Here is a 26,243-nt window from a genome sequence, read left to right on the forward strand (position 1 = left end):
CCAACGGACACTTTAGAAAGAAAACGACCGGGCCACACCCGCAGCCCGGCCACACATCGCTACCTATTTATAACGTTCCTTTCACGAGAACATTGTTTCTTTTTCGAATAAAAAAAATGCACCTCCGCCTTAGAGCGATTGTGCATGGGAATCACACGGCCGTTTTTTTTTCAGGCTTTGGCGGCTTGTCTTGGGCCTCCGCCTCCCGCCTTGCTTCCTTCAACTCTCCGCGCAGGTAGCGGATCTCATCGCGCAATTCCGAAAGCTCTTCCTTGTAATGTTGGAGGAGCTCTTTCAGTGCTTCAACTTCCATCTTCTTACCAGCCTTCACTTCTTTGGTGGGTACGTCTTTTGTCAGGCTGGTGTCGCTACTTTTTTTAAGGCTGCCAGGCTCTTCTCCAGCTAAGAGACTTTCTCCCAAAGCAAGAAAATCGTCATACGAGTAGCCGCATGCCTTAACAATTGCATGTTGCTTATCAAATGATGCTCTTTTGTTGCCGTTCAGAACCTCACTTAAATACCCCCCGGAAATACCTGCTTCAAGGGCTAATACGCTCTTTTTTCTATGCCAATCCTTCTCAACGACACGTTGAAGCGCACGCAAAAATCTATTGTATGTGGGGTCATTCGTTATCATAGGTTCAATCTTTAGCTAATAGCGAAAAATAAACAACAGAAGTTTTCTTGCTATCAGAAAAGTTTTTCTTGACGATCCGGTAAAACTTCTCTAAAAGCATAATTATGAAACGAGGAACTCAAACAAATATCGTAAATAAGACGAAATTAAGCGCGGGTTTTGTCAGCGAAATATTTTCCGGCAAAAAACGACCTTCATGGAAAAAAGCGAAGGTATTGGCTGGAGCGACTGGCACTGAGCCTATCGTCTGGCTTGAGGGGACACCCGAAGAAATCAAGGCAGCCATAAAAAAAGCAGCGACTCAACCTGACCCACTGCCTTGATGTTGCTTGATGGATTTTTTCAGGAAATAGACCACCTGCCCTGAGAGGGTGCGCTCCTGCTCTTCAGCGATCTTGGCGAGCTGCTCCTTGAGGTCCCGGGTACACCGGATGTGAATGTGTGTGGTCTTCTCCATCTTATCCATGGCTCTCCCTTAACAAGGAACACGCAACGGCGCAATGCAATAGGCTGGAATCAAAATGAAACGTGGCCCAGGCGAGACACACAAGCAACCCCCTGTAACACACGGGGTTTCCCACGGGCCATCACAGGAGCCAACCCGCCCCTCACAGATAGGCCCCGCACCACGTTTTTATCACGGCATCAACGTAATCCAGGGGAAAAGAACCCTCTACATAAAAGAAGGAGCAGGAATCATGGAGAAAGCAAAAAGGGAAAAGGCACAAGCGGAAGCCTTGCTTTTCACCCACAAGGCCAAGAACAAACCGGGCATCGTGCTCAAGACGGCCATTGCCCTCACCCGCGGAATTGACGTGGGGAGAGGACCACTCTGCTTTGTCGTCAGGGCCTGGGGCAAGGACCTGGCGAGTCGGTTGGTTATGTATGACGCCGAGAACCCTTCACCAAAAAGATCAGGTAGGTGGCCGTTAACAGCGAGGGCTCCCATTTTCTCGATTGCGATCTGCTTGCCGCCGCCTGTGCGGATTCCTTCTGGAAGCCCAGCCTTCAGGCCCTCGCAAAGCAGGAAGAACAAGCTGCCATGGAGGAATGCCAAGAGTCAAAGGCCGCCTTGAGTGTATACCAGAAAATCAAGCTGCTGAAGCTGACTGGTTCATTGCCCCGGCCATACCCATGACCCATTCAAAAACTACATAAATGTGCAGGTACGAATTATGGAAAAAACCGGAATCGACAAATGGAACCACATGCACCCCGTTCATACCCCTGTATTCGTAGGCAGGAGCACGGCCACCGTCACCCGGTCGGACGCCTTTGTTTCTCAGAAGGGCAACAGCATGGTGTGGCTTGTGGGCTTCATCTTTCCGGTAGAGTTGACCCGGATCAAGGCTCTGTAGAACCGCCAAGGAAAAAGAAGTCGAAACTCCCCTTCCCGGGGAGTCTGCACGGGACTGGCCGCCCGGCACTGATGAGACAGGCTGAACAAATGAGCTGATGGATGGCTGCTGTGTGAGACTCCGGCCACAACATCCACCGACAAAAAGACAGACAAAAAGGGCGTTTCCCGTCACGGGTGAAGTGCGCCCAAAATCAGGAGAGCCATGAAACGCGAAAAATCAGGTCTTACGGCCTCGGAAAAACGAAAACCATCGGCAACCCTACTCAGCAAACCCCACCCCATCTTCACGAAAAACGACCCTGTCCGATACCACCCCGTCATCGGCGGCCCCCACGATGGCAAGACATACACCATCCGGGGAATCGGTTGCCTGCCCGGAAATCGGCAGGTGGTGTGGCTGATAGGAAAAGTGGGGTACGTGCCCCTGGAATCGTTAAGCCATATGGAGAAAGGAAAGCTGAAAAGATGAACGTCACCTGCATCGCAAACCAAAAGGGAGGCGTGGGCAAAACCACCACCGCCATCAACCTGGCCGCCGGGCTCGCACTCGCGAAAAACCGGGTTCTCCTTGTGGACCTGGATCCCCAGGCAAACCTCACCAGCGCCGCCGGAGTCTTTGCTTCGGGCTGCACCTACACAACAAGCCATGTGCTCCACCAGGAGGCGGGAATCCCCGAGGCGGTTATAAAGGATGTCCTGGGCGGCCATGTGGACCTGCTCCCGGCGGACGAGACGTTGAAGCGTGCCGAGGATCTGTTGATCCCTGAGCTTTTCTCCGAGTCCCGGCTGGCCAAGGCCCTCCAGGGGCTGGGCTATGACCACGTGCTCCTGGACTGCTCCCCTTCCCTGGGCCAGCTGACCGTCAACGCCCTGGTGGCGGCGACCCATGTGTTGATCCCCTGCGACTACGGGAGTTTTTCCATTGGGGGGATCGCCAACATCCATAACAAGATCGCCGAAATCGGCCTTGCAGGAAAGACCGTGCGCCTGGTTGTCACCATGTACCGCAGCACCACCACCCGCACCAATGAATGGGCGGAAAGCGAGCTGGCGCAATACCGGGAGATCATGCTCCGGACAAAAATCCGAAAAACAGAGCCCCTGCTCCAGGCGGCCATCGAGGAGCAGAGCATTTTCCAGTTCGCGCCCAAGGGGATCGGGGCCGAAGATTATGCCGCCCTCACCGAGGAGTACCTGGCACTATGAAAAAGCTCGGAGCCAACAAAAAGGTGAAGATCGCCGCCGGGTTCGGCGGGGAGTCCGGGACCTCATCCCATGAGCTTCTGCCCCAGGGCAGCTTCCTCAACGTGCCGGTGGATGCCCTGAAGCCGAACCCGTACCAGCCCCGGCAGGTGTTCAACCAGGAGGAGCTGGAGGCCCTGGCCGAATCGATCCGGCACCAGGGCGTCATCACCCCCTTATGCATCTTCGTTGAACGTGGCGAGTATTTCATTGGGGGCGGTGAAAGGCGGTGGAGGGCGTCCAAGATGGCAGGCAAGGCCACGGTGCCCTGCTACGTCACCACGGGGAGCCCGGCGGAGATCGGCCTCATCGAAAACATGTTCCGGCAGGACCTCACACCCATGGAAGAGGCCGAAGCCTACGCCCGGATGCAGAAGGAGTTCAGATACACCCACCAGGATCTTGCCCGGGTTGTGGGCAAGTCCCGGAACAACATCACCGAAACCCTGGGCCTAAACAAGCTGCCGGAGACGATCCGGGAAAAATGTCTACGCGTAGACATCTCAAAACGGGCTCTGATTGCCATCTCCCGGATGGAGACGCCGGAGGCCATGGAGGCGGCATTCAATCAGGCCACAGGCATCAGAACAAACGAGACGGATGAGCCGAAGCAACCCAAGGCGAAGAAATCCAAAGCAGCCGGGGCCACCGCCCGGGTGGAAAAGCTGACGGACGAAATCCGAAAGGTGAACCTGACCGAATGCAAGCCGGATGAATCCGCGGCCCTGGTCCTGGCCCTTCGGGATCTGAAGACGGAGCTTGAGCGGATTCCGAACATGGCGCTGTCCATGATGAACCAGGAAGGCGGCCCCGAAGAGCCCCTGAACCTCACCGGCTCCTGCCGGGTCAAGCTCCTCAGAGCTGGCTTTCGGATCTTCCGGACGCTGGACTACGACAAGGCGATTAAAGAACTCAGCCACACGGGAGGCTGGAAGCTGGTGAGCAAGCATAAAACAAAAAAGGCCATGAACGAGGCCCTGGAGGAACTGCTCCGGGATCCCATGTGCGTGAGAGATTAGAGGAGGAAGCATGCCGCAGATTGATAGAGAACAGATGGAAGCGTTGGCAGAACTGGTGGCCCTGAAGGTCATGAAAACGGTTCATGTAGCAAGCACCCTGCCCCGATGGCTGACCATGGAAGAGGCCGTTGTGTATGCCAAAACCAGCAAGCGCAAGCTGCGCACGTGGGTGGATGAGGGGTATATTTACGGATTCAAGCGCACTGGGAAGTACGTTATCGACCGGGAATCTATTGACAACTGGTACAACTCCGAACGCATAAGCATTGGAAGATTCTAATATGGCTCCCAAGATATCGTACGATCAGTCCATGGCGCACCTCTGGAAAAACCCGAAATTCGGGACCTTCTACGCCGAGTGGCAAGAGACGAAAACAGGAACCCAGGGCAAACGGCGGACCGTCACCCGCCGTAAAGCCCTTGCCATGCCTGGAGAGCGAAAAGCCACAAAGGATCCAAAGCTCGCGAAAAAGCTGATCAACCAGTTCAACAGGACGTTGATGGCCGGAAAGGTGGAAGCCATTGCCACAGGCGTTAGAATGACGTGGGGAGATTTTAAGGTGGAGTTCCTCAGGTACGTGGAGGCGAACAGGTCCGACGGTACGTATAAGCTGTACATACAGGCCCTGAATAAAGCCAGTGAGTGCTGGGGGGACGGCATGGATGTAAGCCACATAACGGGACGCCATATTGACCATCTCACCAGCAACCTTCTCCTGGCCGGGTTGTCCATGGCCTACGTGGGCAAAATCTTCCGCCACGTGAAAGCGGCCCTAAAGAAGGCCATCGAATGGGAGTACGCCAAGGCCTTTATTTTCCCTAAAGCGCCAAAGGTGCCCGGGACGGTGCGCTATATCCCCGTTCACCAGCTCAAAGAGATCATGGGAGAAATTAAAGACCCGGAGTTTTACGATTTCTGTCTTCTCAGCGCCTACCTGGGGCTGCGCTCCGGTGAAGCACTCCGGCTCACGCCCGACGACATCGATGCCCCGGAGGGTTTCCTCCGGATCTCGGCCCTGCAGAAGAACCGGCAGGAATCCCGGGTTCCGATCAACGATACGGCCAGGGAGATCCTGGTCCGATGCCTTGGCCGAATGGACGCCTCAAGAAAGCGACGCACCCTCTGGCGCTGGACGACGGTGTCCTACATGTCCAACCTTTTTAAAAGGGCCGTCCGATCCGCCGGGTATGAAGATTTTCATTTCCATGACCTCCGGCACACCTTCGCCTCTTACATGGCCATGCAGGGAGAACCCTTAAAAACCATACAAGACCTCATGCGCCACAAGTCCATCACCTCGACCCTGGTCTACGCCCACCTGTCGCCGGATCACCTGATCGAAGCCTCAAACCGTTTTTCCCTGGGGCCGATACCGACGCCCAAGCCCGACGGACAAAAGTAGTTCATGGCCCTGCAACAAATCATCCCCCAAAAAGATCTTCCCATTTTTGTAGCAATTCTAAGAAGGCCACTTTTCCATGCAATGATCGCCCCCCATTCAAAACGTGGAACTATACGGTAAACTATACGGTAAATGCCGTATAGTTTGCCCTATCTCGCCATTTTTGACACAAAAAAGGGTTCCCCGCACAAAGCGAAGAACCCTTTTTAAATTCGTGAAATCATGGAGATTTTTATGGTACCCGGAACGAGAATCGAACTCGTACAGACTTGCGTCCGAGGGATTTTAAGTCCCTTGCGTCTACCAGTTCCGCCATCCGGGCAGAGCATAAAAATGGTCCTGTTCGAAACATGTCGAAAGGACTGTATCTCTTTACGCGATTTTTTTTTGAATGGCAACCGACAATTTGCCCCTGATGAATTTTAAACCCTGTGGTACCAGTCTTTCTGAGGCATTTTTGCAGGATCCGAAAGTGATGGCTTTCCATCGTCTTGGAAATCTCCCGGCTTGGGTGCCTTCACCTTGCATGCATGTGGGTTTTCTGGTACAACCCCCGAAATGAAAGAAATTCAACACATTGATACCCAACGACTTGTCCTCGCATCTCAGTCTCCCCGACGCAAAGACCTCCTTGAAGAAGCCGGAGTTCTTATTGATATCATTCCAAGCCACGCCGACGAGATCCTGCCGGAAGGGGTGGACCCGGCCGGCTGTGCCATAGCCCTGGGCCGCCTGAAGGCAAGGGATGTGGCTGAAAGCCACCCGGACCGCTGGGTTCTGGGGGCCGATACCATCGTGGTGGTGGACGACATGATCCTTGGCAAACCGGCGTCCGGAGACGACGCGAACCGTATGCTCAGACTCCTTTCCGGCCGGGCCCACCAGGTATGCACCGGTTTTTGCCTGCTCAACGCCTCCCTTGACCGGGAAATCTGCGATGTGGTGGTTACCGACGTCACCTTCAAAGCGCTGTCCGAAGCCGAGATAAGCTGGTATATTGACACCGGTGAGCCCTTTGACAAGGCCGGAGCCTACGGTATCCAAGGCAAAGGCGCCTCCCTGGTCAGGGAGATCAAAGGCTCGTACACCAACGTGGTGGGACTGCCCGTCTGCGAAGTGGTGGAACATTTAAAAGCAATCGATCTGGTGGAGTTCAGATAGCACGTGATGAAAGATCGCATTCAACGCATTGAAAAACAGATAAGAGAAGCCGCCGAAAAGGCAGGACGCAACCCCGACGAGATCCGACTCGTTGCCGTAAGCAAAATCAAACCCGCCGAAATGGTCAAAGAGGCCATGGACGCCGGTCAGAAAATCTTCGGTGAAAACTACATCCAGGAAGCTGTTGCCAAAATCGAGGAGATCGGAAGCACCAGCATTGAGTGGCACTTCATCGGCCACCTCCAGAGCAAAAAATCGAAGTACGCTGCCGGAGCCTTTGCCCTCATCCACTCGGTGGACAGCCTCAAGCTGGCCAGGGAAATCGACAAACAGGCCGCTAAAAAAGGTGTGGTTCAGCCCATTCTCATTCAGGTCAACACCAGCGGTGAAAAGAGCAAGTCCGGAACCACAGCCGAAGACGCCGTGGAGCTGGTCCGAGAGGTGGCAACCCTTGAACATATTGCCGTCAAGGGCCTCATGACCATGCCCGCTTTCTTCGACGACCCCGAAGGGGCCAGGCCCTACTTCCGCGAGTTGCGGCTTATCCGGGATCGCATCGCAGCCCTTGGTTTCCCCGGCGTGGAGATGAAAGAACTCTCCATGGGCATGAGCGGAGATTTTGAGGTGGCCATCGAAGAAGGAGCCACCCTGGTACGCGTCGGCACGGCCATCTTCGGGGCACGGGACTATTCGGCCCGATAACACCGCCCGCACGGCCTTCGCATCAAGCCGTTGGTCAAGGGGCTTAAAAAAACATACCATTAACCACGGGCAAAGCCCGCGAGCAACAGCGACGCACCCGAAAGGCGTGGGGGCGCAGCTTATGCAAACCTGGGGTGCAGGGGATCTATCCCCTGCCCGCCGAAGGCACTGTTTTACCATGAAACTATTGATGCACACATGCTGCGGCCCCTGTTCCATCTACCCAACGCGGGTGCTCCGGGAGGCCGGGCATAACCTGATGGGATTCTTTTACCGCCACAACATCCACCCCTTCACCGAGTGCATGAAGCGTGAAGAGGCCATGCAACAGTTTGCGGAATCCTGCGACATGAAGATGATCTATCAGGAAGGATACGAGCTGGAAGAATTTCTCCGGCAGGCAGCATTCCGGGAAAAGGATCGATGCAGGGCCTGCTACCACGACCGGCTCCGGGCAACGGCCCTTCTTGCCAAACGGGGAAAGTTCGAGGCATTCACCTCCACCCTCCTCTACAGCCGCCACCAGAACCACGAGCTCATCCGAAGCATCGGCGAATCCCTGGGCAGGCAGGTGGGGGTTAAATTTTACTATGAGGATTTTCGCCCCGGCTGGAAGGAGGGCATCGACACCTCCAAAGAGATGGGCCTGTACCGGCAGCAGTACTGCGGGTGCATTTATAGCGAAAAGGATCGGTACGCGAAAGAGATCAAGAAGGTAAAGCAGGTGATAGGTGATAGGTGATAGGTGATAGGTGATAGGTGATAGGTGATAGGGCCTTGACCCTTTGCGCCCCGCGATACAATAAAAAAGGGCGACCCAACGGTCGCCCTTTACTGTTTCAGTATCCTTCCTTACCTATGACCTATCCCCCTTTTTTCCCATGACCTGATTTTCCCATGACCTACTTTATACACACCTTCCGCACCTGCAACAGGTCACAATACCCCTGAAAAATCTTTGCGATTCCGTCCTGTTTCAGGCTGCTCATGCCGTCCCGGACGGCCTGATCCCGCAGCTCCTCCATGCGGGCACTGGTCTGGATCAGCTTGCGCATCTCATCGGTCCCTTCAAGAAGCTCATGGATCCCCATTCGGCCCCGGTAGCCGGTGTTGCTGCACTTCTCGCAGCCCTTGGCCCGGTGCAGCTTGAGATCGTCCGTGTAGGGAATATTCATGAACATGTCGAACTCTTCCTGGCCACCGTACTCCCTCACCAGATCATCGTACTCGTCACGGCTGGGGTGATACTCTTCCTTGCAGTCCTTGCAGAGGGTACGCACCAGCCGCTGGGCCAGGATGCAAAGAATGGCGTCGGCAAAGTTAAAGGGGTCCATGCCCATATCGAGCAGGCGTGTGATGCTCTCCGGCGCGCTGTTGGTGTGAAGGGTGGAGAAGACAAGGTGACCGGTAAGGGAGGCCTCGATGCCGATATGGGTGGTTTCCCTGTCCCGCATCTCCCCCACCATGATGACGTCGGGGTCGGCCCGGAGAAAGGCGCGCATGGCGGCGGCAAAGTCAAAGCCGATCTTCTGCTGTACCTGAACCTGACGCAGGCCCTTCTGGGTAATCTCCACGGGATCCTCGGCCGTCCAGATCTTACGTTCCTCGTCATTGATCTTGGCCAGGGCGGAGTGAAGGGTGGTGGTCTTGCCGGAGCCCGTGGGGCCGCAGACAAAGATGATCCCATAGGGTTTGTTGATCATCTCGACGAATTTTTGAAAGTTCCGATCTGAAAACCGCATGTCCTCCAGAGGAATCGGCTCCCCTGCCGCCAGGATCCTCAGCACCACATCTTCCATGCCGCCCTGGGTGGGCACGGTGGCCACACGCAACTCCACGTCAAGGCCTCCGTAGCGCTTGAACTTGATCTTGCCGTCCTGGGGCTTCCGGCGCTCGGCGATGTCCAGATCGCACATGATCTTGAGACGCGAGACGATGGCATTCCGGTACTGATAGGGAATGGTCTGATAAACCGAGCAGGCGCCGTCCGTACGGAACCGCACCTTGGTGTTCTCTTTGCCGGGATAGGGCTCGATATGGATATCTGAGACCCCCCGGTTGAACGCATCGATGATGATCTTGTTCACCAGCTGAACCACGACGCTGCTCTCTTCGCTCAGGCCGCTCTCGGCCTCCTCGATCTCCTCCTCTTCATCGGCCAGCTTGGAGATGATATCGTCAATGGAGGACTGCTGCTTTTCGTCCTGGGTAAAAAGGGCGATGTAGCTGAGGATATCCTCCCGGAAGGACACAAAGGGTTCCAGCTCACGGCCCGGGAACAGCACACGGATCTGGCCCATTTTCTGGGCATCGTGGGGATCATCCACGATGATCACCACCTTGTCCCCTTCGGATCGCAGGGGCACCCAGTGGTTGTTGCGCATAAAGGGGACTTTCAGGCCATCCAGGAGCTCCCCGGGAATGGGCATGCTGCTGTTGTACTCCACAAAGGGGGCTTTGTAGTAGCGGCTCAAGGCTTCGCCCACATCCCCTTTGGGAATTTTGTACTGGGCCAGGAGCACCTGCTCCACGGCCTCCCCGGATTCGCGAGACATGCGTTCGGCGTGGTTCAGCTCCTTCTGGGTCATGATATGATTTTCCAGAAGGTAATCAAACTTGCCCTTTTTGCTTCGTGCCACGCGCTTCTGGTTGTACAGGGCGATGCCGATGATCTTGGCGATCTCCTGGAGATTCTCTTCGTCCTGTGCGGTAAAGGCATCCCCCTGCTTCCGGTTCATGAGTTGAACCGCGCCGAGGAGGTAGGTTTTATAGAGGATGGGGACCACCAGCATCTGCCGGGTGACAAAGCCTGTTCTGCGATCCCAGCTGGAGTCAAAGGTGATGCTCGGGTCAATGGCGGCCAGCTCTCGGTTGTCATGGACATCCTTGATGTTCAGGAGAGACTTTTTAAGGACGCTGTAGCCCGCAATGCTGGAGGTGGTAATGGACAGGCGGATCTCATCGATCTCTGTGCCGGTCTTGAACCGGGAGACAATCTCCCGTTTCACCCCGTCCACATAGTAGATGGTGATGCGTTCGGCTTCAAAGAGGGTTTTGATCTCATCCTTGAGGTGGATGATGATGTCGTCCAGGTTCACCGCAGCGTAAATCTTATTGCAGATGTCCTGAAGACGGGTACGGTAGGTCACTTCGTGCTGAAGGTTTTCAACTTCACTCGCCCCGTTGGTCGCTCCGCTCACAGCACCACTCCTTTACGTAATCACCGCAAGGCTGCCCCGCAGGGGCCCTCAAAAAGGAAAAGAAGGGGACGGCTCCTGGGGTCGCCATCGTTGTGGGATCTTTTATTTATGGAAGATGGGTTCGTACCCTTTTTGTTTCACATGAACTGCCCGGTGACAAGATGGCGTCCCTTACCCCGGTTGCAGGGACGCGGCGGGATGGTGTCGACCTTTTTCTCGTCGTCTTCGGTGGGAAGCCGGTACGAACGGCTCTTCCAAGATTAATGCAAACCTTGGAAGATATAAACCTTTTTTATTTCAAGACCAAAGCAGTCGCCGATCAAAACGAGTCAGCGCCCCTGGTCAGGAATCCTTTTTCGGAAGACCTTTAAGCTTTTGAACGCCGCCGCCCATCAGAAGGATACTGATGGTGTAAAAGCAAAATTTCATCATGAGGACCGTCCCCCCCGAAAGATCACGGATCTCCTGGATCTGCCGCGCCTTGGACGGAATGGTGAAAAACATGGCCAGCCCCATCAGCAACAGCATAACGCCCCAGATTTTCTTCATCGCCTCTCCCCCTTCGTATCTGTCGAAACAGGTCGGCCCCGGACAAGGGAGCCCTCCCCCTGGGGCCACGGATCATGGGCCCCGCACTCGCGTTGGTACAGCTTACACAGCGCCGCCCAGTTCTTCAAGCTCCGCGTTAAACGAGGCCTCCAGACGATCAAGTTCATCGGAAGACGTCTCCAGCACCTCAAACCCTTCGTCAATGACGGAGTTGTGGTGGTGCAACTCCTTGGACAAAGAGGTAATCCGACCCGAATCACCGGCCTGGGTGGCCTCCAGCAGGTCGTCGTTGATCCGGTTGATCTCTTTTTCGCTGGCATCGATGGCCTCTTCGGCAGCGGCCATCTTCTTTCGCAAGGGGGCGGTCTCTTTGTTCCGCCTTGAAATGATGGCGGAACGCAACTTGCGGCTCTCCTTTTTCCCCACGGATTTTTTCGGAGCCGAAGCCTCCTCCGTGTCCATGGCAAGGGTTTCGGATACGGTGCCCTCCGGGTCATCGCCCCACCCCACCTTCTCAAGGAACTCGGCATAGGTGCCGTCAAACAGCTCCACCCCGCCGTTTCGGAACACCACCAGCCGGGTCGCCACCGCATGGAGAAACAGCTCGTTATGGGTGACCATCACCACCGTGCCGTCAAAATTGTCCACGGCGGCCATCAGGGAATCACAGGATTCCATGTCCAGGTGGTTGGTGGGTTCGTCAAGGAACAACAGGTTCAAGGGGGTCACCAGAAGCTTACCGAGCATCACCCGGCTCTTCTCCCCACCGGAGAGCACCGAGCACTTCTTCAGGGCTTGGTCCCCTTCGAACATCATGGCACCGCAGATGTTTCTAGCCTGCTGGCGTTCCACATCGGGGTGGGCGCAGAGGATCTCGTCCTCCACGGAGCGCATGGGGTTGATGCTGCTGACGTTGGTCTGCTCGTAAAATCCGGGAGCCGCTGACGGGTGATGGGTAATGGTGCCGGCCTTGGGCGTCAACTCCCCTGCCAAAAGCTTCAAAAGGGTGGTTTTGCCCCGCCCGTTCTGCCCCACCACGCAGATGCGATCCCTGGGCCCCAGGGTAAGGGAAAAATTGCGGATCAGCTCCGGCCCGCCGTCATACCCGAAGGAGAGGTTCTCCGCCGTGTACAGCTGCTTGCCCTTGATGGGGCAGCTTCGAAAGCTGAACCCCAGGGTGTCCAGGGAGGCGAGCTTGTCCTTCTTCTCCATCTTGTTCAAGGTCTTTACGCGGGACTGCACCATATTGGCAAGGCGCGCCTTGGCCCGGAACCGGGAAATGAACTGCTCCATCTCCTTGCGTTTTTTTTCATCATTGAGACGGGTCTTCTCGTAGATCTCTTCTTCCTGGGCGATCTGGGTGTAGCAGGCCTCGGTGTTGCCCGTCACCTTGCGGACCCGACCCCTGTGGATCCCCACGGTGTGACTCACCACCCGGTCCATGAATCCCCTATCGTGGGTAATGAGAAGCAACTCACGGGGCCATGCCTTCAAAAAGCCCTCGATCCAGCGGATGGAGGTGATGTCCAGATAGTTGGTGGGTTCGTCGAGAAGCAGGAGATCCGGGTCGGACACCAGCACGCGGGCAAGGTTCAGGCGGACCTGGAACCCTCCGGAAAAATCCCCGGGGTGCTGCCCCATGGCTTCCTGGGAAAACCCCAGCCCCGCAAGGATCTTCTCCACCTTCCAGAGCTGATCCGAATCGTGGTCTGGCAGCCCCAAGGCAGCCTCCTCAAGGACCGTCTCTTCGGTGAAACGAATGTGCTGCGTGACGTAGCCGATGCGATAGTTTTTCGGAATGGTCACCTGGCCGGAGTCGGCCTCTTCCTCCCCTGTAATCAGGCGAAAAAGGGTGGTTTTCCCATGACCGTTGCGACCCACCAGCCCCACGCGTTCCCTTGTGTTGATCTTAAAGCTGACGTCGTCAAAGAGCTGCTGCCCACCATAGCTTTTGGTGATGTTTTCGAGGTTGACCATCGCTGTCCCAAGATTGCCTTTCGTTCCGGTTGATTCCAACACTTCCTTACAAAATATGCGGGTTATATCGAAGGGCCGCCCCCTTGTCAACGTCGGGGCAGGTCATGAAGGCACCGGAAAACCGGCTCGAGCACACAAAAAACCCCCGAAATCCCTGCCCTTGGGCTGGGATTCCGGGGGCTCTTCAGTTGCCTCGTTTGTCACGGGTTGCCGTCAGCTGGCCTGTGCCGCCGCCTTCTTCTTCATGGGGCTCATCAGGGCCGTGCCCGTGATCACCACGGTGCCGTCCTGATTGGTGCAGACCGTCTGCAGAATCACGCGGTTCTTCTCCGCCAACACCTCCACGACCTCGGCCCGCGCCGTGATGGTATCGCCGATGTAAACCGGGGCCGTAAATTTAAGCTCCTGGCTCAGGTAGACGGCCCCGGGGCCCGGCAGATGCGTGCCAAGCACATTGGAGATAAGACCGGCCGACAGCATGCCGTGGGCGATGCGCCGCTTGAAAAAAGTCCCGCTGGCGTAATGCTCATTCACATGGGCCGGGTTGAAATCCCCGGTTACCCCGGCAAAGGTATAGACATCCGATTCGGAGATCGTCTTGGCCACCTCCGCGTGATCCCCCACGGTGATATCATCGATGCTTTTCCCGTTCATGCCCTCTCCTTATTCACCCGCCTGTCTGGTGTTTGGTGTGCAGGAAACCGCCTTACCCGGCCTTTGGCATCTCAGGTGGCCGATGCCCATGCCGAAAGCCCCTTCCGGACTCGCGATCGGCCAGCCACTGGATAATTTCCGGTGCAAACTCTTTCTGGGACCTGGAGCTGACGTAGATACCGATGTGTCCGGTATTGATGCAAAGATCCCGGGCATCCCGGCTTCCCACGGCACTGATCAACCGGTTGCAGGCCTCCGGCGGCACAAGGTGGTCCTTCTTGCCGTAGATGTTAAGAAGGGGCATGGTGATGTTTCGCAAATCCACGGTCTCCCCCCCTAAAACCATCTTGTTCTGGATCAACAGGTTTTGCTGGTAACAGTCCGTGATAAACTGCCGAAAGGTGGCCCCGGGGACATCGGGGCTGTCGAAAATCCACTTCTCCATCCGCACAAAGTTCTCGACAAAATCCCTGTCCCCCATATTCCGTGCAAAGTTGTTGTATTTATCCAGCATAAGACGCGCCGGGTTAAGCAGGAGGAACCCCAGGTTCATGACGTCGGCGGGCATGTTCCCCCAGGCGCCGATGAGCTTGTCCACGTCCAGCTCTTTCATCCAGCTGTGGAGAAACCCGTCGTTGGTGTCGAAGTTGGTGGGGGTCACGGTGGTGATGAGGCTGTTGATCTTTTCAGGGTGGAGTGCCGCATACATGGTGCTGAAGGTGCCCCCCATGCAGATTCCCATCAGGTTCAGGGTTGGCAGCTCTTCCTTTGCCAGGACAAAATCAACGATCTTGTCCATGTACCCGTTCACATGATCGTCGATGGTGAGGTGCTGATCCTTCCGGGTGGGGTATCCCCAATCCACCATGTAGACATCCAGCCCGCTCTCAAGAAAAATCTCCAGCACACTGCGCCCCGGCTGGAGATCCAGCATGGTTTCCCGGTTGATCAGGGCATACACCACCAGCAGGGGCCGCTGAAACGCCTTTTTCCGTGTCTGGGAGCGGTAGTGCTTCAGCTTCACGCGGTCTATCTCGAACACCACCTCAAACGGGGTATCGGCAATGGAGGTGTCAAGATCTGACTCAAACACCTCCATTCCCTGACGTGCTCTGTTCAGGCTGTCGGTACCGTACGCCATCAGCGAGGTGAACGCATCCACCACAGGATTTGCCATACGTTCCATGAGCAGCCCTCCTATGGGGTTTTACCGGCCGGTATTGCCGATGGTTTTGAAGGTTTGCCGGCCTTGTCCGGACTTTTCGCCGCCGACGAGGCAGGAGCCTTCCCGGTGGGGCTTGCTGTCCGGGTCGCCTCTGTCGGCTTGGCCTGAACCGCAGACGTCTTGGTGGCTTTGGGTGCCTCTTTGGGCTTCACCGGGGCCTTGGCGGCAGGTTTGGCTGTCTTGGCGGCGGCCTTGGGTTTCGCCGCTTTTTTTTCAGCCGGCTTCGGGGCCTTGGCAGCCTGGACCAGTGTCTCCACGGAATTTTCTAAGGACGAAAGCTTCTTTTTGATGCTGTAGAGATCCCGGTACAGATCGTCCAGATCGTTTTCGGAAGGAACGCCCATCAACTTCAAAAAGTCACTGATGAAATTCTGGCGGGCCATATTGAACTCTCCCATGGCCGAGACAAGACGCTTGAGCAGCCCCAGGTACTCCTCGGACCCATACAGGGTAAAGTAACCCTGCTCCAGTTCCTTCAGCCAGGTCTCATACACGGTTTCAGGGGTCAGGGTGCGACGCTGCTCATCGGTAAGGCCCTCCATGGTGGCCTGCACCATCCGCATGGACTGCTCCAGGGGCGAGAACATGAGGAACATGTACTCAGCCAGGGTCAGAAGAAACTGGTTGCCCTTTTCCACCACCTCCACCACCTTCTCCTGGTAATTTCGCGAAAGCCCCAGGGGGGGAATGGAGATGAACCGGTTCATCTCTCCGGACATCAGTTTAAACAGCTCCTTAAAAGTACCCTTGCCGCCAAACATCTCAGGAACACCCATTCCGAAGGGGGGCTGGGTCCAGTTCATGGAAGGTCCCATGCCCTCACCCATGCCCATGGAGACAAAGTTTTCCCACCCGCTCTTGGCCATCTTTTCGAACTGTTTGAACCCCTCTTCCCTGACCTTGCCGAACGGATCGGAAAAGGCCTCCGGGGAACACGACTCCTGAAACTGTTTCCATGCGTCCATGGCTGGTTCCCAGGGTTCCCAGGGGTTGTACTCACCGGTTCCACCGCTTCCGGCATCCGCCCCCTGACCCGGCCAGGAAAATCCTGCCATGCCTTCCCAAAATCGCGTTGAGTTCTTAACCACGGCATCCATGAACTGAGAGGGATCCATTCCTTTTGAATCTTTTCGAGTCATGTCCTTTTCCTTCTTATAATGTCAGCAGGTTAACGTAAACAGACGAAGCAGATTAAGCAGCCCCAGCCGAACAGAAAAGGCATGGCCTCCCCTGTGTTCTTCGATTGGGTCTGGTCGGGACGAATTGAGTGGCTGAAAATCGTAAAAATCCCTGCCTGCGCCAGGCAGGAGGTCATTCGGACCGGGAATTGAATCAGGAGAGCATATTATTTAGGTCGGGTCAGCGAAACATTCCCGGGAACCTGTGCACCGTTTATACCACTGAATGCAGGAGCACTGTCCATAAGGCAGATATCTCAATTTTTCGTGGAGATCCCCCAAGCGAACAATTGTCCGGGACAATACCCTTAAAATCATGGGTAAAAACCATCAGGGGATAGTCACAAGCCGCTACCTGTCGCTGCGAATGTTCCCATCCGGCGCAGGGTGGCAGGTGCGGAGCGTCTCTTCAAGAAAATGAAGCTCTTCCGGTGTAAACACTTTTTTTGTCAGACAAAAACCGGTTTGGCATGTGGGGTCAGGGAGGGGAGAGGGGGCGGCAGAGTCAAGCTTCTCGATCTGTTTCAAGGCATCGTCCATCACCTTGATCAACGCTTGCTGCCGTTTCTCATCAAAGGGATCGGAGGCATGGACCGTGTAGGCTTTGCGGTCCCTTGTGACACGGGCCGATGTCTCCCCGCCACTTTCAGGGCGCGGCGAATCCAATTCGTTGATGAGACGCTGAAATCTGTTCATCAACGCATGAAACCGACGGGAGAGAAGGGTCGTGTCATCCATGTCGTGTGGCTTGTCCATAGGTCCCTGGCCTTGGTTATGGGGCAACCGGCTGTTGGTATGGAACGAAAAACGACAACTAATAAAACCGAGTGCGGGCAAACAGGCGTTTGTTCTTAATGTGAAGCGCTTACCCGCAGCCGTTGACCGACGTAGATACGGGTTCTGTCTTTCAGGCCGTTCAAACGGATCAGGTCGTGCTCGGAGACGTTGTATTTTTTACTGATCCTGTAGAGCGTCTCCCCTTGCCTTACGACGTGATACGAAGAGCGCGATGGAACGGAGGGCCTTCTGGGCGCGGCCCTTTTTTCTACTTTTACTACGTTATCTTTCGTTTTCGCACGATTGTCAACTCTTTTTTCATGCCGTTCCAACCGCTTAGCCACCCCCACCACAAGGGATTGAAGGCCGTGGATCTGCTGCTTCATGGTGTCGATGTCCCCCTGGCCGCTGTGGCCCCCTTCCGCCAGGAGAGTCTCAAGCCTTAAGAGCCGGACATCCAGTGCCCTGACCTGCTCCGCCAGAGCCTCGGAGGCACCCCCCGCCGTTGCAGAACCGGGGCCATCCCCGTTCCCCCGTGGTACCAGATACATCGAACCGACAAGACATAAAAGGCCGACACACACCAGGCCCACTACTTTCAACGAGATAAACTTAACCATCACATCCCCGATTACTCTGAACATTCATGGCCCTTAGGCCCACACCCGCTCCATCGCCACGCATCATGTTTTTTTGGGTTCCTTGCCTTCTTTGGGCTGGTATTTTAACAAGGCCCCCGGTTATGATAAATATGTAGCACACCCCCGACCGCAAACCCAAATCTAAAAAGGGTATGCGGCGCGGGCTGATTGCCCCGAAGAGGCGCAAAGCACCCTTTGGGTCTTTGCGGGGAGAGATGCCATTCACATGAAAAAAAACAGACAAACCATAGCAGGAGCAACTGTCTCACCATGAGCAAACACACCTACCGTTTTGTTGAAGAATACACAGGAATCGCCATGTATGGATGGGATCTCGAAGGAGACCTCGACACCCTCAAGTACTACCTTCAAAAATTTTCCGACGACTCGTTTCTCGATCTCATAATGACAAAACTGGATCAGGAAGACCGTGACGCCATCTACAGCCTCCTGACCTCCCTTCTCAAAAAACACCTCACCGAGCCGGAGTATCACCGCCATTTCCTGAAAGACGGCACCCATTGAGACCGTACGTCCGTCACTGAGATGCCCATCAATCAACCCGTGGTGACGCCCTCGAAACAGGGAACGAGCCCCTTGTATTTAGGCGCCCGCGGGATTGACGGCTTTGGCCCCCAACCCCAAATTCAAACCACCGACGGGAGAAAAACAATGCGCCCTGCCCCCACGCCAGCCCCCTACACACCGGGAGTCGATCCGGACACCGATGCATGGTTCACCACCTTTGTTCTTGAAAACCACCTAGACTACTTCGCCTACCCCGGTGAAGTCGCCACCCCGGAACAGGTCAAGTTCATGGTGTTCCTTGACGAGCAGGAGCGCTATTTCCCCTGCTCGGAGGCCACGTTCCGGGAAGTGATGAGCCGCGCGCCCTCCCCGTACCTTCAGCTGCGGTACCGCACCGCCCTGGACCACATCCTGGCCCTCATTGAGGCAACCATTGAAGACCCCAAGGAGAGGGCCTATCTCACCACCCTCATCAAGACCAAATACGCCCACGAAACCCGGGATGAGATCATGATCCCCTCCCGGGTGGAAAAGCGGCTCCTGCGTATCTTTCTCAACCGCACCCACATCGCCGACCCTTTCCAGGAGACCAAGCTGAAACGCAACAAAACCGCCGCCGACTTCCTGGCATCCGACCTCTTCAGGGACGCCTTTCAGCACATCGGTGACGCCGACATGACCCCGGCCCGGGCCATGGACCAGGTGCGCACCCGCCTTGACCACCTGGCTGTCAAGCGTCTGCTGAGCCTTCTCACCGCCCCGGAGATCTGGACGGGCGACCGGACCGCCCCGGGCACCGAAGAGGCCATCCAGACCCTTTTTAAACTGCCCGTCTCCGGCGACGCAGCCACCGCTTTTTTCAACTTCCTCGGCATCCCCGCCTCCGGGGAACGATCCCCGGAAGCCGACCGTCGTACCATCTTGTGGCTTGCCAACGAATCCGGTGAGGTGATGGTGGACCTGGCCATCATCCGCTACCTCGTCTCCCTGGGCCACAAGGTGGTTGTGGCGTTTAAGGCGGGCCCCCTTTTTTCCAAGGCCGAAATCATGGGCACCCAGGAGGACCCCACCCTGGCCCACGCCCTGGACGGATCTTTTTTCATCCGCAGCGACACCCTCACCAAAAACCAACTCGTGGACATCCTGCGCCAGGAGAGCAACCTGTTGATTCTCTCCGACGGAACCCACGAGAAGCTCAACCTGCTGCTCACCTCCACCACCTTTGCCCGGCTGTTCAAAGAGGTGGACTGCATCGTCGCAAGGGGTCCGGAACAGAAAAACCGCCTCTTTGACACCCCGTTTCATTTTACCCAGGACATCTACAGCATCTGCGCCGACGCCAGCGGGGTGGCCATCGACTTCAACCCCAAATCCCCCCAGGCCATCAAATTTTCCCACAAAGACCTGGAGCGCAAAGCCCAGACCATCATCAGCGATATGAAAGCGGCCAAGGATGATGGCATGGCCGTCTCTTTTTACAGCGGCATCATCGGCTCCATCCCAGGAAAAATCGATGTGGCAAAAAAACTCATGACCGTCTTTATCGCCCACCTGGAAGAGCAGTTCTCCCAGACCCACATCATCAACCCCTCCCTCTACTATGAACCGGGAATGGATGCCGACGACCTGATGTTCATGTGGGAAATCGTGCAGCGAAGCGGCTACATTGACATCTGGCGTTTCCAGACCTACCAGGACATCGTCACTGCCTTTCAGCTCATGGGAGAAAAGGTGCCCCCGGAGTGGGTGGGCAAGGACGCCACCTACAGCACGGGCTGCACCAAGGAGATGAAAATCGCCATGGAGGTGCAGCAGGTGCACCCGGAGATGCAGATCATCGGACCGGCCACGGAAAAGTTCATGCGAAGGCGGGACTACGGAATCGGGAAGATGTACGACCAGCGCCTCGGTCACGCCGCCCAGATCCCCCACGAATAGTGCCGCGCCCCCAATAAAAAACGGCGCGTTCGATTGCCTCGAACGCGCCGTGTCTGCCATGATTCATCAAGATCCTTGAACCCGGTCCGACCCTTTACTCTTTCCAGAGCTCCACATCAATGAGCCCCAACCGGGCAGCATACCGCACAAGCTCCATGGTGGAATGTATCCCCAGCTTCTTCATGATATTGGCCCGATGGTTCTCAACGGTCTTCGGGCTGATACACAGCTTGTCGGCGATCTCCTTGGGGGTGGACCCTTCGGCCAGCAGGCGCATCACCTCCTGCTCACGGGGAGTCAGGGAGCCGTAATCGGCGTCGGTGATCTTGGCGTCCTTCACCGGAAACTTCATCAGCTTCTCCACCACCTGGTGGGAGACGGAGCTGTCCAGGAAGTACTCGCCCTTCAGCACGGATTCAATGCCTTGAATCAATCGATCCGAGGCCGAATCCTTGGCCACGTAGCCCGTGGCCCCGGCTTGGAACGCCTCGGCAATGTAATCGATTTTTGAATGCATGCTGACGATCATGATCTTGGTCTCCGGAAGGTAGGAGCGCATCTCCGTCGCCACCTGGACCCCGTTGATGTCCGGCAGTGAAATATCCACCACCGAAAGGTCCGGTTTCAACTGCCGGGCCATCTTGAGCCCCTGCCGGCCGTTTCCGGCCTCTCCCACCACTTTAAAGCGTTTGTCCCGTTCCACAATGGTCTTCAGACCCTCCCGAAACAACGGGTGGTCATCAATAATCAATATATTCTTTGTCTGACTCACGGACGCATCTCCTCTGACTGTTCGGACATGTTGGCCCTTGCAAGATGGGAAAGTCGGCGGGGTCACCCGGTAATTCGCATTTCGCGAACGGATGATCTTCTAAAAAAAACTTGTTTAGTAATAAAAAAGAGGAGGGCAACTGTCAATAGAATAAATCGGCCGTCAAAGGGCTGCATTGTAATAGTACCGCAGGAGATGCGCTCCGCCAGCCTGAAGGTTTCAGGCTAATTGACGCTATGGGATGTGACGGAAAACCCCATTTCACTTTCAAAGAGCCCCACCATCATGTTGAAGGTGGTCTCATCGAGGACCGCAGGCGGCCACCCCCGCCCCTCCATGGCCTCGTTGACGATGGCAACGGTAAAGCTCCCGCCGTCTCTAATCAGATGGAACACATCTTTGACCATGCGATGGATCTCGTCAGGGGAGTGACCTTTTTCGGCCAGGTGCCACAGCAAAGAGGTACACAGACGGGCCCCGTCCTTGGCTTGCCCTCTTTTTCCCGCAGGAATCTGCCCCATACCCGCTCCTTTCATACCGGCTGCGAAAACGTCAACAGCACGTCCATTCCTGCCGGTATCCGGACGTATCGTTTGGTTGACATGGCATCATCGGTACCCGCCGGGCCGCAAAGGACAGGCTCGCCGGCCAGCACCCTTTCCGGGGCGACGCAAAGCCACAGCACCCACCCGAAAAAAAGGTACCAATACGACAAAAATCTCCATATGTCCCGGCCGCCGGGATGTCGAAAGAAAATTCTACGGGAGCCTGAAACATGCAGCAAGAGGTCGGGGCACAGCCCCGGAGAGGGGGATCAACGGATGAAATTCGCGGCAGAGATTGACGTTCACGATCATACGATCGAATGATGACGTTTATCCATGAGACAACCCCATCAATTCAATGGGGCCTCCTCCCGAAACTGCTGGTAATATCCCACTTTACATTATAATCTAAAGTGTATATATCTGGGTTCCGATATATAGAAGTAGGTGAATTGAAGATTGTTCTCCCCAATTCAACAGACGAACCAGAAGCGCCCGGTTCTTCCGCTATTCGCAACAACACTCCTCCGGCGTCAACGGCATAAGCAACATCAATCGATTCATCCCGATTTACAATCGATTCATCGTCCGCCTCAGGCTTTCCCGGCTTTTGGTGGGACGACGGTACACACCGACATGGAGGTACACATGAGTGAATTCCTGAAAACCGTGAGAAACTCACAGGGACGTTATCCCGGCAAACGCACCGGGAGCTATAACACCGGAGGCGGGTACTATTCCCAGGACCGCCGGGGCAACGAGCGTCGCGGGCAATCCACCCGGGGCCGGGATCAGGACAATCGGAACTACAACCGTCAGGATGATCTCCTGACACCCATTCGCCAGCTCCTTGAGCAGGTAACCGAGAGCCAGAGGATCCAGGAAGGGTTTATTGAGCGGCAGACCATCGCGTCCGAAGAGGTCGCTGCGGCCTTCATTGACATCGTCAAGATCCTGGAACGGCTTACGGAAGGGGGGCCCATGCCCGCACCGCCTGAGACGGCATCCCCTGCAGCGCCGGTAAGCCTGACCCAGCTGACCGATGATCAGCTCCTTTCACCGGCCGATGAACGCAGAGAAGCGATCAAGATCATGAAAAAGCTGAGAAAAAAAGGGGCCACCTACAAAGAGATCGCCCACTTCCTCAACGAAAAAGAGATTCCAACCTTCTCAAACAAGGGGCACTGGCACGCCCAGACCATCCACAGGCTCTGCAACCAGTAGGGCCTGGAGCACAGACGATCGACCAGCCGCAGGTTACGGCCATATCGGCCAGTAGCCGCGGTTGCAAGATCACCCCAGATATACATCGGTTCGATCTGCCCTATTTCATTGCCTGCCATCAAGCCCCGGGCGCCATGCCCGGGGTCTCTCAAACAGCCTCAGCGCCGGAATTTCCCACCGCACCGCACCCGACCCCCGTCACCAGGGAGGCGGCTACCGCTGCAAGCTTCCTGTATTCAAGGCGATCTTCACAGGTCACGGACTGAATGACCAGCCCATCAAGCACAGCCACCAGGAGGCGGGCCAAGCCGTCAGGAAAACGGCGTCCGCCAACCATGCGCAGGTACCCGTCTTGCACGAGTTGAAACCACTGCCCGTAGGTCGACTCAAGGCGTCCTTTCAATGCCGGGTTTCCGGAGAGGGATTCGTTGATAAGATAGAGGTGCAACCGGCTTCGGGTCTTGGAGCCCAGAAGCCCTTCAAACAGGGTCCCCAGAACCTCTTCCCAGGTGGGGTGCTCGTCACCTGTCTCCATCATGGCAAACACCTTTTCGGTGATCTGTGCCATATGGATGCCTGCGATATCGAACACGAGGTCGTTTTTTGTGGGGTAATAGTAGTAGAGGGTTCCCTTGCTGATGCCGGCTCTGCGTGCAATCTCAGACAAGGTGGTCTTATCCACGGATTTTTCACTGAGGCACTGCTGTGCCGATGCGATGATCCGGTCTTTGCTGTCGCCTTCCTTCAGGCCCTGTTTCACATTCACCTGCCACCGAAATACCCTGCAATCCCCGACGGAAGGCACGGGGCCGGCCCACGGAGTTACAGACTGTTGATATAAGATTTCAATTTGTTCAGTTCTGTGGTGTTTTCACACATAAAACGAACGGCAAATCCATTGCCCCCTCTTCTTACAACATCCCCTGAGAGCTTGACAAGGTCCACCCCGGAATAGTCGGAAAAGAGCATCTGGACCCTCTCACCGGTGGGCGGTCCGTTTTCCGATTCAATGAACACCCCGCCGACACTGATGTCCCGAATCGGATCCGAATAGACTCCTTCGGAGAGGGCATAATCCACATCGGTAAAAAAACAAAGTTTACGATCGTAGGCCCGCTTTGCAACAGTGCCGTCTCTGTCCTTTGTTGTCATCGAAACACCCCGCTTTGTCTGGTAAACGGTTATGATGCGATGTCCCAAAAGGGGAGTCGCTGCGCTTCGTGCCCGAAGGCAGGAAGCGGTGGTTTATAGGGCCGTTGACTTCCGCATCAAACACATAAGGTAATCGCCATCGGTTACCATGCCCCGGGCATTATCGCCGTTATGACAAAACACATGTGCCGGAGCCATGGCGCCTTATGATTAAAAGTATATAGAATTCAGATCGTTGTGTCCACACCCAAATCCTTGGATCACGCATCGGCCTCATCGGCTGCCTTGAGTTCCTCAAGGGCTTCCCAGCGGCTGTAAAGGGCCTCCACCTCTTTCTGGGCATCGCCCAGAGCCCCGCAGGCCTCCTGCAACGCCGCCGGGTCCGAGGCAATGGCAGGATCGTTCACCCGGGCCTCATGGCGCGCCGCCTCCTCCTCCACCTCGATGATTTTTGCCTCGATCTGCTCCAGCTCATACTTGTGCTTGTAGGTGAATTTTTTCTTTGCCTTGGACTCCTGACGAGCCTGTTTCGCCGGCGCCGCCTTTTTTTTCACGGGCTCAGGGCGGTTCTCACGGCCCCACTGGTCGACGCTGCTGCAGGCAAAGACACCCCCCTTGTCCAGAAACCCCAGCATGGACGAGGTGATGGTCTCCATCAGGTACCGATCGTGGGAGGCCAGGACCACGGCTCCCTGGAATTCCTGGAGGCTCTCCTCCAGCATCTCAAGGGACGGGATATCCAGGTCGTTGGTGGGCTCATCCAGAAGCAGGACATCGGCAGGCTGGCGCATGAGATGGGCCAGGAGCACGCGGGCCTTCTCTCCGCCGGAGAGGCGGCCCAGGGGCAGGTCGAGCTGATCGGGGGTGAAGAGAAACTTCTTGGCCCAGGTCACCACGTGCAGGGGACGCCCCCGGTAGATCACCGAATCGCTGTCCGGTGAGAGGGCCTTTCTCAGGGGCATCTCCAGGTCAAGAGAGTCCCGTTCCTGCTCGAAATGAACGATGCGCAGGCCCTCTGCCTCCCGCACAAGGCCCTTGTCCGGGGTCTCCTTGCCGCAGAGCTGGCGCATGAGGGTCGATTTTCCTGTGCCGTTGTTCCCCACCAGCCCCAGGCAGGTCCCGGGGGAGAGAACAAAGGATAGTTCCTCAAACAGGGTGCGGTCCTCAAGGTGCCGCGCCAGGCCTTTGGCCACGACCAGCTGACGGGTCTTTCTCTGCGTGGAGGTAAAATCCAGATCCATTTCCCGGTTGCTGCGGTTCCGGGTCCTGACGTCGGCCAGGTCCTCCTCCATACGCTTTGCGTTGTCGATGCGGAACTGCGCCTTGGTGGTTCGCGCCTTGGGACTACGGGCGAGCCACTCTTTTTCCCTGCGCATCACCGAAGCCAGGGCACTCTCCTGCTTTGCCTGGCTGGATAACAGCTCATCGCGGCGTCGCAGGAACTCCCCGTAGTTGCCGTCGATCTTCAGGTACCCCCCGGGGTACTGCTCGCCCAGCTCCACGGTGATTCCCGTGACATTGGAGAGAAGGGCCCGGTCGTGGGTGATCATGATGTAGGCGAATTCGGCACGCTTGAGCACCGATTCAAGCCAGAGGATACCGGAGAGGTCAAGGTGGTTGGTGGGTTCGTCCAGAAAAAGAAGGTCCGGCATCTTGATCAGGGCCAGAACCACGGCAAGGCGTTTCTTCCATCCCCCCGAGAGGGTCTCGATGGGGGCCGACAGGTCGGGAAATTCCACCTGGCCGATGAGCTGCCAGGCCTTGCCGAAGGCCTCGGTGTCATCGGCGCAGAAGGCGTCCAGGGTTTCGTCAATAAGCCCTGAGACGGTTTTCCCCTCTTCGAAATGGCTCTCCTGGGGAAGGTAAACCGCCCGGAAGCCCTTTTTGATGACAACCTCGCCTGCGTCCGGCTGGATCACCTCCGCAAACACTTTGAGCAGGGTTGATTTTCCGGCGCCGTTGACGCCGATGAGGCCGATGCGGTCGCCCTCGTGGATATTCATGGATATGTCGGTAAAGAGGGTCCGGGCCCCGTAGGATTTGCCCAGCCCCCTGTATTGTGCGATGAGGGACATATGTCTCTGCGTGTCTCTATTGTTCTGGGGCGTTTCCGCAAGGCGCGGTAAGATGCCGGTGCGAATGCCCTAAAAAAAAGAAATCCCGTCTCCCCATGGTATCCAACGGTGGTCAACCACCGCTGGGATCCGGAAGACAGGCCGGTCCGTATCCAAATGACTGAAAAATGCCTTTTGTTTTTCTTAAAAGAGTACTACTGTTTTTGCTTTCACCATTTTGTTTTGTCGCTTCCCAGGGTGGGCGTGGTGTGACCACGCACCCCACGGCCTGAAAAGAGCCCTTC

29 protein-coding genes, 1 tRNA gene and 1 other RNA gene are annotated in these 26,243 nt (G+C 56.1%); 15 read left to right on the top strand and 16 right to left on the bottom strand.

What is annotated here, in order from left to right:
• Positions 1-151: 151 nt before the first annotated feature.
• Positions 152-637 (bottom strand): hypothetical protein, encoded by a 486-nt coding sequence (locus BLQ12_RS23985; protein ID WP_092215024.1) that lies wholly within the window; start codon positions 635-637, stop codon positions 152-154.
• Positions 638-741: 104 nt separating this feature from the next.
• Here BLQ12_RS23985 and BLQ12_RS27165 point away from each other — a divergent pair, with 104 nt between their 5' ends.
• The gene (locus BLQ12_RS27165) at positions 742-960 is read left to right on the top strand and encodes a hypothetical protein (RefSeq protein ID WP_139164091.1); all 219 of its coding nucleotides are present in this window, start codon (positions 742-744) and stop codon (positions 958-960) included.
• On the opposite strand, the gene BLQ12_RS23990 is transcribed toward BLQ12_RS27165, so the two are convergent.
• On the bottom strand, positions 939-1,103 hold the full coding sequence (locus BLQ12_RS23990) for a ribbon-helix-helix domain-containing protein (RefSeq protein WP_092215027.1): 165 nt from the start codon (positions 1,101-1,103) through the stop codon (positions 939-941). The two genes, BLQ12_RS27165 and BLQ12_RS23990, sit on opposite strands and share 22 nt — an antisense overlap.
• Before the next feature lie 232 nt (positions 1,104-1,335).
• Here BLQ12_RS23990 and BLQ12_RS23995 point away from each other — a divergent pair, with 232 nt between their 5' ends.
• The 8 genes from BLQ12_RS23995 to BLQ12_RS24030 all read left to right on the top strand — a co-directional run bounded on the left by BLQ12_RS23995 (position 1,336) and on the right by BLQ12_RS24030 (position 5,661).
• Entirely contained in the window at positions 1,336-1,713 is a 378-nt protein-coding gene (locus BLQ12_RS23995) for a hypothetical protein (protein WP_092215028.1), read from the top strand.
• A gap of 99 nt (positions 1,714-1,812) precedes the next feature.
• Positions 1,813-1,995, top strand: coding sequence for a hypothetical protein (locus BLQ12_RS24000; RefSeq protein WP_092215029.1), 183 nt, complete (start codon positions 1,813-1,815; stop codon positions 1,993-1,995).
• A gap of 18 nt (positions 1,996-2,013) precedes the next feature.
• Positions 2,014-2,081, top strand: an RNA gene (locus BLQ12_RS24005) — hammerhead ribozyme type II.
• 118 nt (positions 2,082-2,199) lie between these two features.
• Positions 2,200-2,466: a hypothetical protein gene (locus BLQ12_RS24010; RefSeq protein WP_092215031.1), complete on the top strand. Its 267-nt coding sequence runs from the start codon at positions 2,200-2,202 to the stop codon at positions 2,464-2,466.
• Positions 2,463-3,203 (top strand): ParA family protein, encoded by a 741-nt coding sequence (locus BLQ12_RS24015; protein ID WP_092215033.1) that lies wholly within the window; start codon positions 2,463-2,465, stop codon positions 3,201-3,203. The genes BLQ12_RS24010 and BLQ12_RS24015 overlap by 4 nt, the downstream gene beginning before the upstream one ends.
• Entirely contained in the window at positions 3,200-4,258 is a 1,059-nt protein-coding gene (locus BLQ12_RS24020; protein WP_092215034.1) for a ParB/RepB/Spo0J family partition protein, read from the top strand. Before BLQ12_RS24015 ends, BLQ12_RS24020 begins: the two co-directional genes overlap by 4 nt.
• A gap of 10 nt (positions 4,259-4,268) precedes the next feature.
• Positions 4,269-4,538, top strand: a complete 270-nt coding sequence (locus tag BLQ12_RS24025) for a helix-turn-helix domain-containing protein (protein ID WP_092215036.1) — start codon at positions 4,269-4,271, stop codon at positions 4,536-4,538.
• 1 nt (position 4,539) lies between these two features.
• Positions 4,540-5,661 carry a tyrosine-type recombinase/integrase gene (locus BLQ12_RS24030; RefSeq protein ID WP_092215038.1) on the top strand — a complete coding sequence of 374 codons (1,122 nt, stop codon included), beginning with the start codon at positions 4,540-4,542 and terminating at the stop codon, positions 5,659-5,661.
• Positions 5,662-5,896: 235 nt separating this feature from the next.
• On the opposite strand, the gene BLQ12_RS24035 is transcribed toward BLQ12_RS24030, so the two are convergent.
• Positions 5,897-5,983, bottom strand: a tRNA-Leu gene (locus BLQ12_RS24035).
• Between the two features lie 236 nt (positions 5,984-6,219).
• Here BLQ12_RS24035 and BLQ12_RS24040 point away from each other — a divergent pair.
• From BLQ12_RS24040 to BLQ12_RS24050, 3 genes are all read left to right on the top strand, one after another.
• Entirely contained in the window at positions 6,220-6,822 is a 603-nt protein-coding gene (locus BLQ12_RS24040) for a Maf family protein (protein ID WP_092215040.1), read from the top strand.
• Between the two features lie 6 nt (positions 6,823-6,828).
• A complete protein-coding gene (locus BLQ12_RS24045; RefSeq protein WP_092215046.1) occupies positions 6,829-7,524 on the top strand; it encodes a YggS family pyridoxal phosphate-dependent enzyme in 696 nt (231 codons plus the stop codon).
• A 178-nt stretch (positions 7,525-7,702) separates the two neighbouring features.
• The gene (locus tag BLQ12_RS24050; protein WP_092215048.1) at positions 7,703-8,266 is read left to right on the top strand and encodes an epoxyqueuosine reductase QueH; all 564 of its coding nucleotides are present in this window, start codon (positions 7,703-7,705) and stop codon (positions 8,264-8,266) included.
• Between the two features lie 160 nt (positions 8,267-8,426).
• Here the strand turns inward: BLQ12_RS24050 and BLQ12_RS24055 are convergent, their stop codons facing one another.
• From BLQ12_RS24055 to BLQ12_RS24090, 8 genes are all read right to left on the bottom strand, one after another.
• Entirely contained in the window at positions 8,427-10,724 is a 2,298-nt protein-coding gene (locus BLQ12_RS24055; protein WP_092215050.1) for a GspE/PulE family protein, read from the bottom strand.
• A 342-nt stretch (positions 10,725-11,066) separates the two neighbouring features.
• Positions 11,067-11,273 (bottom strand): hypothetical protein, encoded by a 207-nt coding sequence (locus tag BLQ12_RS24060; protein ID WP_092215052.1) that lies wholly within the window; start codon positions 11,271-11,273, stop codon positions 11,067-11,069.
• A 102-nt stretch (positions 11,274-11,375) separates the two neighbouring features.
• Positions 11,376-13,250, bottom strand: a complete 1,875-nt coding sequence (locus BLQ12_RS24065; protein WP_092215054.1) for an ABC-F family ATP-binding cassette domain-containing protein — start codon at positions 13,248-13,250, stop codon at positions 11,376-11,378.
• A gap of 213 nt (positions 13,251-13,463) precedes the next feature.
• Complete coding sequence (locus tag BLQ12_RS24070) at positions 13,464-13,904, bottom strand: MaoC family dehydratase (protein WP_092215056.1); 441 nt, start codon at positions 13,902-13,904, stop codon at positions 13,464-13,466.
• A gap of 52 nt (positions 13,905-13,956) precedes the next feature.
• On the bottom strand, positions 13,957-15,090 hold the full coding sequence (gene phaC / locus BLQ12_RS24075; RefSeq protein WP_092215058.1) for a class III poly(R)-hydroxyalkanoic acid synthase subunit PhaC: 1,134 nt from the start codon (positions 15,088-15,090) through the stop codon (positions 13,957-13,959).
• Between the two features lie 11 nt (positions 15,091-15,101).
• Positions 15,102-16,268: a poly(R)-hydroxyalkanoic acid synthase subunit PhaE gene (locus tag BLQ12_RS24080; protein ID WP_092215060.1), complete on the bottom strand. Its 1,167-nt coding sequence runs from the start codon at positions 16,266-16,268 to the stop codon at positions 15,102-15,104.
• Positions 16,269-16,658: 390 nt separating this feature from the next.
• Complete coding sequence (locus BLQ12_RS24085) at positions 16,659-17,045, bottom strand: hypothetical protein (RefSeq protein WP_139164092.1); 387 nt, start codon at positions 17,043-17,045, stop codon at positions 16,659-16,661.
• Positions 17,046-17,158: 113 nt separating this feature from the next.
• Positions 17,159-17,704 (bottom strand): LysM peptidoglycan-binding domain-containing protein, encoded by a 546-nt coding sequence (locus tag BLQ12_RS24090; RefSeq protein ID WP_175470042.1) that lies wholly within the window; start codon positions 17,702-17,704, stop codon positions 17,159-17,161.
• Between the two features lie 291 nt (positions 17,705-17,995).
• Here BLQ12_RS24090 and BLQ12_RS24095 point away from each other — a divergent pair, with 291 nt between their 5' ends.
• Entirely contained in the window at positions 17,996-18,250 is a 255-nt protein-coding gene (locus tag BLQ12_RS24095) for a cytoplasmic protein (protein WP_092215066.1), read from the top strand.
• 147 nt (positions 18,251-18,397) lie between these two features.
• The gene (locus tag BLQ12_RS24100; RefSeq protein WP_092215068.1) at positions 18,398-20,191 is read left to right on the top strand and encodes an ARMT1-like domain-containing protein; all 1,794 of its coding nucleotides are present in this window, start codon (positions 18,398-18,400) and stop codon (positions 20,189-20,191) included.
• A gap of 94 nt (positions 20,192-20,285) precedes the next feature.
• Here BLQ12_RS24100 and BLQ12_RS24105 read toward each other — a convergent pair whose 3' ends face one another.
• Positions 20,286-20,963 (bottom strand): response regulator, encoded by a 678-nt coding sequence (locus BLQ12_RS24105; protein WP_092215070.1) that lies wholly within the window; start codon positions 20,961-20,963, stop codon positions 20,286-20,288.
• 224 nt (positions 20,964-21,187) lie between these two features.
• A complete protein-coding gene (locus tag BLQ12_RS24110; protein WP_092215072.1) occupies positions 21,188-21,484 on the bottom strand; it encodes a hypothetical protein in 297 nt (98 codons plus the stop codon).
• A 672-nt stretch (positions 21,485-22,156) separates the two neighbouring features.
• Here BLQ12_RS24110 and BLQ12_RS24115 point away from each other — a divergent pair.
• Positions 22,157-22,732, top strand: coding sequence for a recombinase family protein (locus BLQ12_RS24115; RefSeq protein WP_092215074.1), 576 nt, complete (start codon positions 22,157-22,159; stop codon positions 22,730-22,732).
• 148 nt (positions 22,733-22,880) lie between these two features.
• Here the strand turns inward: BLQ12_RS24115 and BLQ12_RS24120 are convergent, their stop codons facing one another.
• The 3 genes from BLQ12_RS24120 to BLQ12_RS24130 form a co-directional block, all read right to left on the bottom strand.
• A complete protein-coding gene (locus BLQ12_RS24120) occupies positions 22,881-23,498 on the bottom strand; it encodes a TetR/AcrR family transcriptional regulator (protein WP_217640394.1) in 618 nt (205 codons plus the stop codon).
• A gap of 56 nt (positions 23,499-23,554) precedes the next feature.
• A complete protein-coding gene (locus BLQ12_RS24125; protein WP_092215078.1) occupies positions 23,555-23,884 on the bottom strand; it encodes a PilZ domain-containing protein in 330 nt (109 codons plus the stop codon).
• A 260-nt stretch (positions 23,885-24,144) separates the two neighbouring features.
• Complete coding sequence (locus BLQ12_RS24130) at positions 24,145-25,959, bottom strand: ABC-F family ATP-binding cassette domain-containing protein (RefSeq protein ID WP_092215080.1); 1,815 nt, start codon at positions 25,957-25,959, stop codon at positions 24,145-24,147.
• Between the last annotated feature and the right edge of the window lie 284 nt (positions 25,960-26,243).

Origin of the sequence: Desulfoluna spongiiphila, from assembly GCF_900101345.1 — a bacterium.
Lineage (GTDB): Bacteria > Desulfobacterota > Desulfobacteria > Desulfobacterales > Desulfolunaceae > Desulfoluna > Desulfoluna spongiiphila.

Coding starts and splice junctions, on each gene's coding strand:
- BLQ12_RS24110 (WP_092215072.1), bottom strand. CDS start 21,484: ATGGGGCAGATTCCTGCGGGAAAAAGAGGGCAAGCCAAGGACGGGGCC.
- BLQ12_RS24050 (WP_092215048.1), top strand. CDS start 7,703: ATGAAACTATTGATGCACACATGCTGCGGCCCCTGTTCCATCTACCCA.
- BLQ12_RS24025 (WP_092215036.1), top strand. CDS start 4,269: ATGCCGCAGATTGATAGAGAACAGATGGAAGCGTTGGCAGAACTGGTG.
- BLQ12_RS24085 (WP_139164092.1), bottom strand. CDS start 17,045: ATGGATGACACGACCCTTCTCTCCCGTCGGTTTCATGCGTTGATGAAC.
- BLQ12_RS24130 (WP_092215080.1), bottom strand. CDS start 25,959: ATGTCCCTCATCGCACAATACAGGGGGCTGGGCAAATCCTACGGGGCC.
- BLQ12_RS24090 (WP_175470042.1), bottom strand. CDS start 17,704: ATGGTTAAGTTTATCTCGTTGAAAGTAGTGGGCCTGGTGTGTGTCGGC.
- BLQ12_RS24125 (WP_092215078.1), bottom strand. CDS start 23,884: ATGACAACAAAGGACAGAGACGGCACTGTTGCAAAGCGGGCCTACGAT.
- phaC (WP_092215058.1), bottom strand. CDS start 15,090: ATGGAACGTATGGCAAATCCTGTGGTGGATGCGTTCACCTCGCTGATG.
- BLQ12_RS24030 (WP_092215038.1), top strand. CDS start 4,540: ATGGCTCCCAAGATATCGTACGATCAGTCCATGGCGCACCTCTGGAAA.
- BLQ12_RS24000 (WP_092215029.1), top strand. CDS start 1,813: ATGGAAAAAACCGGAATCGACAAATGGAACCACATGCACCCCGTTCAT.
- BLQ12_RS24045 (WP_092215046.1), top strand. CDS start 6,829: ATGAAAGATCGCATTCAACGCATTGAAAAACAGATAAGAGAAGCCGCC.
- BLQ12_RS24015 (WP_092215033.1), top strand. CDS start 2,463: ATGAACGTCACCTGCATCGCAAACCAAAAGGGAGGCGTGGGCAAAACC.
- BLQ12_RS24060 (WP_092215052.1), bottom strand. CDS start 11,273: ATGAAGAAAATCTGGGGCGTTATGCTGTTGCTGATGGGGCTGGCCATG.
- BLQ12_RS23985 (WP_092215024.1), bottom strand. CDS start 637: ATGATAACGAATGACCCCACATACAATAGATTTTTGCGTGCGCTTCAA.
- BLQ12_RS24065 (WP_092215054.1), bottom strand. CDS start 13,250: ATGGTCAACCTCGAAAACATCACCAAAAGCTATGGTGGGCAGCAGCTC.
- BLQ12_RS24095 (WP_092215066.1), top strand. CDS start 17,996: ATGAGCAAACACACCTACCGTTTTGTTGAAGAATACACAGGAATCGCC.
- BLQ12_RS23995 (WP_092215028.1), top strand. CDS start 1,336: ATGGAGAAAGCAAAAAGGGAAAAGGCACAAGCGGAAGCCTTGCTTTTC.
- BLQ12_RS24040 (WP_092215040.1), top strand. CDS start 6,220: ATGAAAGAAATTCAACACATTGATACCCAACGACTTGTCCTCGCATCT.
- BLQ12_RS24115 (WP_092215074.1), top strand. CDS start 22,157: ATGAGTGAATTCCTGAAAACCGTGAGAAACTCACAGGGACGTTATCCC.
- BLQ12_RS24070 (WP_092215056.1), bottom strand. CDS start 13,904: ATGAACGGGAAAAGCATCGATGATATCACCGTGGGGGATCACGCGGAG.
- BLQ12_RS27165 (WP_139164091.1), top strand. CDS start 742: ATGAAACGAGGAACTCAAACAAATATCGTAAATAAGACGAAATTAAGC.
- BLQ12_RS24010 (WP_092215031.1), top strand. CDS start 2,200: ATGAAACGCGAAAAATCAGGTCTTACGGCCTCGGAAAAACGAAAACCA.
- BLQ12_RS24020 (WP_092215034.1), top strand. CDS start 3,200: ATGAAAAAGCTCGGAGCCAACAAAAAGGTGAAGATCGCCGCCGGGTTC.
- BLQ12_RS24080 (WP_092215060.1), bottom strand. CDS start 16,268: ATGACTCGAAAAGATTCAAAAGGAATGGATCCCTCTCAGTTCATGGAT.
- BLQ12_RS24100 (WP_092215068.1), top strand. CDS start 18,398: ATGCGCCCTGCCCCCACGCCAGCCCCCTACACACCGGGAGTCGATCCG.
- BLQ12_RS23990 (WP_092215027.1), bottom strand. CDS start 1,103: ATGGATAAGATGGAGAAGACCACACACATTCACATCCGGTGTACCCGG.